The sequence below is a fragment of the Streptomyces sp. W16 genome (assembly GCF_033194735.1).
Lineage (GTDB): Bacteria > Actinomycetota > Actinomycetes > Streptomycetales > Streptomycetaceae > Streptomyces.
Window position 1 is genome coordinate 1 of sequence record NZ_JAWOAI010000488.1, and the last position, 7,343, is coordinate 7,343.

Annotated in this window: 7 protein-coding genes and 1 pseudogene; 5 read left to right on the forward strand and 3 right to left on the reverse strand. The window is 71.8% G+C overall.

Annotated features, from left to right (window positions below; all coding sequences use genetic code 11):
* A partial coding sequence (locus tag R6V09_RS41325) for an NAD-dependent epimerase/dehydratase family protein (RefSeq protein WP_327097433.1) occupies positions 1 to 119 on the reverse strand: 119 nt, incomplete at its 3' end.
* Positions 120 to 222: 103 nt separating this feature from the next.
* On the opposite strand from R6V09_RS41325, the gene R6V09_RS41330 reads away from it, so the two are divergent.
* A complete protein-coding gene (locus tag R6V09_RS41330) occupies positions 223 to 702 on the forward strand; it encodes a hypothetical protein (protein ID WP_317886633.1) in 480 nt (159 codons plus the stop codon).
* A 65-nt stretch (positions 703 to 767) separates the two neighbouring features.
* Here the strand turns inward: R6V09_RS41330 and R6V09_RS41335 are convergent, their stop codons facing one another.
* The gene (locus tag R6V09_RS41335) at positions 768 to 1,334 is read right to left on the reverse strand and encodes an SH3 domain-containing protein (protein WP_317886634.1); all 567 of its coding nucleotides are present in this window, start codon (positions 1,332 to 1,334) and stop codon (positions 768 to 770) included.
* A gap of 188 nt (positions 1,335 to 1,522) precedes the next feature.
* Between R6V09_RS41335 and R6V09_RS41340 the strand changes: the two genes are divergently transcribed.
* The 3 genes from R6V09_RS41340 (at position 1,523) to R6V09_RS41350 (ending at position 5,549) form a co-directional block, all read left to right on the forward strand.
* A complete protein-coding gene (locus tag R6V09_RS41340; RefSeq protein WP_317886635.1) occupies positions 1,523 to 2,464 on the forward strand; it encodes a hypothetical protein in 942 nt (313 codons plus the stop codon).
* 98 nt (positions 2,465 to 2,562) lie between these two features.
* On the forward strand, positions 2,563 to 3,561 hold the full coding sequence (locus R6V09_RS41345) for an endonuclease/exonuclease/phosphatase family protein (RefSeq protein WP_317886636.1): 999 nt from the start codon (positions 2,563 to 2,565) through the stop codon (positions 3,559 to 3,561).
* Positions 3,562 to 3,587: 26 nt separating this feature from the next.
* Positions 3,588 to 5,549, forward strand: a complete 1,962-nt coding sequence (locus tag R6V09_RS41350; protein WP_317886637.1) for an FUSC family protein — start codon at positions 3,588 to 3,590, stop codon at positions 5,547 to 5,549.
* A gap of 28 nt (positions 5,550 to 5,577) precedes the next feature.
* Here R6V09_RS41350 and R6V09_RS41355 read toward each other — a convergent pair whose 3' ends face one another.
* Positions 5,578 to 6,123, reverse strand: a complete 546-nt coding sequence (locus tag R6V09_RS41355) for a hypothetical protein (RefSeq protein WP_317886638.1) — start codon at positions 6,121 to 6,123, stop codon at positions 5,578 to 5,580.
* A gap of 460 nt (positions 6,124 to 6,583) precedes the next feature.
* Here R6V09_RS41355 and R6V09_RS41360 point away from each other — a divergent pair.
* Positions 6,584 to 7,343, forward strand: a pseudogene (locus R6V09_RS41360) (VWA domain-containing protein); the annotation flags it as partial.

The window sequence follows — 7,343 nt, forward strand, 5'->3', positions numbered from 1 at the left end:
CCGGGGACCGGCGACTGGCCGGAACGGCTGACCGCCAGCACCTGGTGTCCGCGGGCCGACGCCTCGGTGGCGATCCGGCTGCCGACCATACCGGTGGCGCCGAAGAGTACGAGCTTCATGCGCCCCAGCGAAACATGGGGCAACCGAGGCCGCACCCCGACTTGCCACCGCCTCCCCCGGGGTGTGCATTGGTAGACGGGGGCGAGAGAGAGGAGTGCTCTCATGGCTCAAGCGGCACCCACGCCCGGCGGAATGACCGGCCGCCCCGGCAGGACGACAGGCCCTGGCGGATTCACCGGCCCGAGCGGCCTGCCCGACATCTTCGACGCCCGCGTGCACCGCGTGGCGAAGGTCGCGATCCCGGTCGTCCTCGGGCTCGTCTACGGCTACTGGGCGGCGGCCAACCGTCGCAGCGGCGGTCCCATCACCGGCTGGAACATCCTGTTCGGCTTCGTGACGGCGCTGGCGTTCATCGTGCTGTGCCTGGCGGTGGCCCGGTTCGCCCCGCTGCTCAAGCGCGAACTGCACTCGCTGGTGAAGTCCGGCTTCGCGGGCGCCGCGCTCGGCTTCCTCTACAGCCAGACCGGCGAGAGCGTGCTGCGGTCCGCGGCCATCGGGCTCGCCACCACGGCGGGCGTGTTCCTGGTGTTCTTCTACCGCTACTACACGCGCGAGGACGGAGCGGGCAACCGCATCCGCTGACGTCGTACGGCACAAGGAGTGGGCCCCGGCCGGACGGCCGGGGCCCACTCCTTTCCCCTGTTCCCTTACGGCGCCCAGTTCCAGATGCCGCCGCCGCTCGACGAACCGGAGGCGCTCCAGCTCCACGAGCCCGAGACGCTCCACGACCCGGAGGCCGAGGTGCTCCACGAGTTGGAGTTGTCGCTCCAGTTCGGGTCGTTGTTCCAGTTCGAGTTGTTGCCGTTGTCGCTGCCGTCCTTCCAGCCCGGACACGGATCCGAGCAGGACGGCACCCACTGGCCGCCGGTGTCGACGAAGGCGGCGCTGGCCCAGCCCTGCGCGCCGACGAGCCAGTACCAGTCGGGATTCCCGTTGACGCTCTGTCCCGTGACCACGCACTGGACGCGGTCCTGGCTGCCCGGTGAGAGCGAGTCGACGGCGGGTGAATGCGTGGTGGGCGACTGCCGCACGTTCAGATCGGTGCGGGAGACGATCGTGCCCCAGATCGGACTGCCGCCACCGCCACCACCGCCATGTCCTTCGGCGTACGTGGTCGGTGCTGCCGCCGCCGTGGTGCCCGCCGCCGCGACGGCGAGTGTGCCACCGGTGAGCAGGGCCGCGGCCAGAGTCCGCAGGGCCGGAGTGGTGCGCATGTTCGGCCTCCTTCTCCCCGGTTCCAGGAAACACCCGTTCGGGTCAACCCTCCACCCGAGAGCGGAACGGCCAGTTCCACCAAGGGTTCCGAGGCCAGGGCACCCGTTCGGCTTGACATCGCACCCGAATGCAGCCAATTACGGGCACCCGGCTCGCGCACCGCACGCCCCGCCCGTGTCCTGGGGAGGTGCCCCCACGTCTCCGGAGCGCCCTGTCGGCCGTACTCGTCGCCCTCTCCTGCTTCCTGACGCCCTTCGGCGCGCTGGCGGCCTGGGCGGCGTACGACCTGACCGACTCCGGCCGCTACGTCACGGCGATGGCGCCGCTGGCCGCCGACCCGGCCGTACGGGACGTCGTCGCGGACACGGTCGGCGCGGGCATCATGCGCGGGATCCATGTGGAAGGGATGCGGGGCACGGTGGGCGGGATGCGGGGCACGATGGCTCCCTTCGTGCACGACGCGGTGCACTCGTTCACCAAGACCGAGGCCTTCCGGCTGGCCTGGGACGAGGGCAACCGGGCCACCCACGACGCCGTGCTGCACGCCCTGCGGGACGAGGGGCGCAGCGGCGCCGTCACCGTCGACCTCGCCCCCGTCGCTGCCCAGGTCAAGCACCAACTCGCCCACGAACACGTGCCGTTGGCGAACCGCATCCCCGTCCAGCACACCGAGGTCGCGGTGCTCCCGGCCGGTGAACTGGGCCCGCTCCGGGAGGAGTTCCACGTGCTTGAGGTCGCCGGCTTCTGGCTCCCCGTCACCGCCGCCGTCTTCGCGGTCACCGGCATCACCGTCGCCGTGCGCCGCCGCCGCGCGATCACCGCGACCGCGCTCGGCACGGCCCTCGGCGGCGCGCTGCTCGGCCTCGCCCTCGCGATCGGCCGCCAACTCACGGTCTCCGACCTCCCCGCCGAGGTCTCCCAGGCGGCGGGCGGCGCGATCTACGACGCCCTCACCTCGACCCTGCGCACGGTCGCCTGGCTGCTCCTCGGCCTCGGCCTCACGGTCGCCGCGACGGCCTGGCTCACCCGATACGCCCGCCCGGCAAGGGAGTTCGTACGACGCCGGCGAGCACCCGCGACCGCCGCGGCGACGGACCGGGCACAGCAGCCGACACGGGCCCAGGCCTGATTCCTGGAGACGTTCCCCGGGATTCCCGATTCCCGGGGGAGTTCCCGGCACACGTGGGATGATCCGGGCATCTGCGTCCACCGGCGGAAGGTCATCACGTGGGCACCGTGACCTCCGAGTGGACCGCCGCCGACTTCGTCCCGGAACGCCACCGGGGCCGGCACTTCACGGTCTGGTGCGCCGGCCTGCTGTTCGCCGCCGCGAGCGTGGTCGTCGGCTGCCGTACGGCCGACACCGACGCCCGCACGCCCATCACCCAACTCCTCGCCTTCTTCCCGTGGTTGCTGGCCCCCACCGGCCTCGGACTCCTCCTCGCCCTGCTCGCCCGGTGGCGGCTCGGGCTGGTGTGGGGAGTGGCGCTGCTCGGCCTGCTGGCGTGGTTCATCGAGCCGTACGGCAGGAGCGGTGAACCGGACGGGCCCGCGATCGCCGAGTTCCGGGTGCTGACCTCGAACGTCGAGTTCGGGCAGGGGACCGGCTCCCTGGTGCCGGTGATCCGGCGGGAGCGGCCGGACGTGGTGTTCGTGGAGGAGTGCGAGTACACCTGCCAGGCCACGCTGCGGCGGGACTTCGGCACCGAACTCCCCTACCGGCAGGCCGTGGTGGCGGCCGGTTCGCACGGCTCGGTGATCCTCAGCCGTTTCCCCCTCAAGGGCACGAAGGGCGTCACCGGCACGATGGGCATGCCCGGCGCCGTCGCGGATGTCGACGGTCACGCCGTACGCCTCCAACTCGCCCATCCCATGCCCCCGTTGCCCAACCAGGTCGGCCTGTGGCGCCGCGAACTGGGCAGGCTCCGGACCTTCGCCGCCGCCGACCCGACCACCCCCACCGTCCTCGCCGGAGACTTCAACTCCTCCCAGGACCACGCCGCGTTCCGCCGCATCCTCGACACCGGCCTGCGCGACGCGGCCCGCCTCGCCGGACACCCCCGCACACCGAGCTGGCCGGAGCGGCTCACCCCCACCCTCGGCACCCAGATCGACCACGTCCTCCTCTCCCCGGACTTCTCCGCGAACAGCGCCCGCTTCCTCGACCTCGCCGACACCGACCACCGAGCCCTGCTGGTCGACATCGCGCTCCACCAGCACGGATAGGTCAGGGTGCTGCTCATAATGGGCACATGTCCCGCGAGTTCCCCATCGGCCTCACACCCCCCGACTGGCTGGTGAGGAACCTCCAACCCCAGCAGGCCCCCCTCAACCGACCGGCCGTCGCCCGCGCCGCCGTCGCGATGGCCCTCCCACTCACCCTCGGCCTCGCCACCGGACACACCGCCTACGGCGCCCTCGCCTCCATGGGCGCCCTCTCCGGAGTGATCGGCGACACCGCCGACGCCTACCGCATGCGCATCCTCAACATCGCGATCCCCCAGTTCTTCGGCGCCGTCGGCGTCACCCTGGGAGCGGCGGTCTACGGCCACGGCTGGCTCGCGGTCACCGCGCTGACCGCCATCGCGCTGGTCTCGGGGATGATCTCGACGATCGGCGCGGTGGCCTCCGTATCGGGCCTGCTCCTGCTCCTCAACTCGGTGATCGGCGCGGGCCTCCCGCTCCCCGGCGCGTGGTGGGTGGCCCCCGCCCTGATGTCCGGCGGCGGCCTCCTGGTCCTGCTCCTCGCCCTCCTCGCCTGGCCCCTGCGCTCCGGCGTCCCGGAACGCACGGCGGTCGCGAACACCTACCGCACCGTCGCCGACCTCCTCGCCACCTGCGGCGACGACCCGACGGCGGGCTACGGCGCGGCCCGTCAAGCGGTCACCCAGTCCCTCAACCAGTCCTACGACCTCGTCCTCGCCCGGCGCGCCCGCCACCACGGCCGCAACCCCGAACTCACCCGCCTGCTGGCCCAGTTGAACGCGATCACGCCGGTCGTCGAGGCGGCCCCCGCGGTCCACCAGACGGGCAGGCCGCTCCCGCCGCAGATCCGCGAAACGGTCCGCCACCTCGCCCACGCCGTCGAGACGGGCTACACCGGCCCGATAGGGCTCGACCTCCCCACCCCCACCAGCGAGACGACCCGCGCGATCGACCACGCCCTGCGCCACACGGCCGAGGTCGTCACCGCCCCCGACGTCGACCCCCGGGGCATCGACGACCGCCTCGGCCGCCCGGCGGCCCTCCGCATCCGGGCGGCACGCGCGGCACGCAACGTCGTCCTGTCCGCCGGCTCCTGGCGCTACGGCCTGCGCCTCGCCCTCTGCATCGGCCTGGCACAGGTCCTGGTCTCCACGGTCCCGGTCCCGCGCTCGTACTGGATCGCCCTGACGATCACCTTCGTCCTGAAGCCCGACTTCGGCTCGGTCTTCTCCCGGGCCCTGCTGCGCGCGCTCGGCACGGTGGCGGGACTGGTGATCGCGGCGGCGGTGCTGTCGGTGGTACCGAGGGGCTGGTGGGACGTACTGGTCCTGCTCCTACTGGCCCCGCTCATCCCGGCCCTCACCCCCCGGGGCTACGGCTACCAGACGATGGCGATCACCCCGGTGATCCTGCTCCTCTCGGACATCCTGAACCACCAGGGCACGGCACTCCTCCTGCCCCGCCTGGTCGACTCGTTGATCGGCTGCGGAATCGCACTGATCGCGGGCTATCTGCTCTGGCCGGAGAGCTGGCACACGCGGGTCGGGGACCGGTTGGCGGAGGCGGTGGCGGACACGGCACGGTATGTGGAGTCGGCGTTCGGTACACCTGGCACGCCCGGGGCCGGGACCGAGCCGGCCGCCCGCGCCCGGATGCGGCGCCGCCTCTACCGCGACCTGTCCGTCATCCGCACGGAGTTCCAACGCGCCCTCACCGAACCCCCGCCCACCGGCCGCCTCGCCGCCGGCTGGCTCCCGCTCGTCGTCGCCGTGGAACGGATCGTCGACGCGACGACGGCGGCGAGGGTGCGGGTGAAACACGGGGCACCGCCGCCGTCTTCCGCCGAGGTCACCCAAGTGGCGCTCCAACTCCGGGAGTTGTCGGAGGGCGTACGCGAGTCGGAGGTGCTGGTGGAGGTCCGTACGGATCTGACGGGCCCTGCGGGGAGTGTGCTGGAGCCGTTGCGCCAGGAGGTCGCGGCGGCACGGGCGATCGCTTCGCCGCACTGAGCGCTGCGCCGGGTTCGGGGTTGATCGATCAGGTCAGGAAGAAGTCGGGATCGGGCAGGGAGAAGAAGGCCGAGATCGCCTGGACGGTCCGTTCCTCGTTGTCGTACGGGTCGAGTTCCGCGTGCGGCCCGATCAGCCGCGCGGCGGTGAGGGCGGGTGCCAGCAGACCGGGCTGTTCCCCGACGCCGCCGGACGGGTTCTCGAAGCTGATCCCGCAGACGTAGCGCCCGGCGCGGTAGTAGTCGAAGTCGGGGCCGTGCGCCTTGGCGATGCAGGGTTCCGTGGTGAAGACGGCGAGTTCACCGCCGTCCCGGCACAACTGCCGGTAGTCGGGGCGGTCGTAGTCGTCCTCGTCCCAGCCGAACATGTCATGCATGACCAGCCCCCATTCGCCTTCGTCCTCGTCCTCGCCGCCCTTGGCGTACGCGAGCGGGATGCGCCGTATGGAGAGGAGCTCCCGCGTGAGCGCGTCCAACGACATCCCCCGAAAAAAGACGACGTTGACCTCCTCATGGCTCGCGAGCGGGCCGTGTATCCAGTGCGTCCTGTACGTGCGGTGCGTCACGTGCGTCATGAAAGGAACGGTAGGGGGAGCCACTGACACTGCCCGCCGGTCGACGAACAGGCAGGTGAACGGGTGAGCGAAGTGGTGGCTGAAACAGGCGGTGTTGACAGGACGTGTCTCCCGCGCGTCGCCCCTGCCTAAGATCGCCATCCGAGGCCGCTAACCTTACGTGTCCGTCCTGGCCAGGGATTGACGGCTTCAACTCACGCGAAGGGTTGCGCACATGGGCATTCTCACTCTCCTGCGGAATGCGTTCGGCAGGTCACGCAAGGAGCGTGCCGCGGAAGCAGAGAGCGCGGAACGCACTCCTTCGCAAGAACAGCAGACCCCCCGGGAACCGGAGGCCAAGGTCCCGTCCCCCTCCACGGAACCCGACCCCACCACACTGCCGACCCCCGCCCCCGCGGCAACGGCCCAGGTCCCCGAACCCCGCCCGTCCTCCACCCTGGAGGACGACGAACACGAACTCGTGGCCCTGGCCTTCGACAACGTGACAGTCCCGAAGCCGACGACGTCGACGGAAGGGACGGAGGGTACGGAGGCGGAGACCAAGGTTGAGGTTGAAGCCAAGGTTGAAGCCGCGGTCGAGGTCGAGGCTGTCGTCGAGCCGCTCGCGGAGGCCGCGCCCGCCGTCGAGGCGGAGCCGGAGCCGACCGCAGAGCCGGCGACGGAAGAAGCCGAGCCTACGGCCGAGGTGACGCCGGAGCCCGAGACGGAGCCGGTCGCGGAGACCGCCACGGAAACCGCGCCCGAGCCGGAAGCGGTCACGGAGACCGAGCCGGTCGTCGAGCCGAAGGCAGAGGAAACCAAGGCTACGGCCGAGGCGACTCCGGAGACCGTCGTGGAGACCGAGCCGGTCGCCGAGCCTGAGGCGGAGCCGGTCGCGGAAGCGGCGTCGGAGCCGGTCGTCGAGCCGACGGCGGAAGAAGCCGAAGCTACGGCCGAGGCGACGCCGGAGCCCGTCGCGAAGACCGAGCCGATCTCCGAGCCTGAGGCCGAGCCGATCGCTGAAACCGCGCCGGAGCCGGAAGCCGAGCCCGTCCTAGACCCCGAGCCCGAGGCGGAGCCCGTCGCCGAGGTCGCCCCGGAGCCCGAGCAGGTCGTCGAGCCTGCCGCGGAAGCGGAAACTGGGCCGGAGGCGGAAGCGAAGGCGGAAGCCGCGCCCGCGGCTGAGCCGGTCGCCGATGAGGTCACGCCGGAGGCGGAGCCCCAGCCGGAGCCCGCCGCGG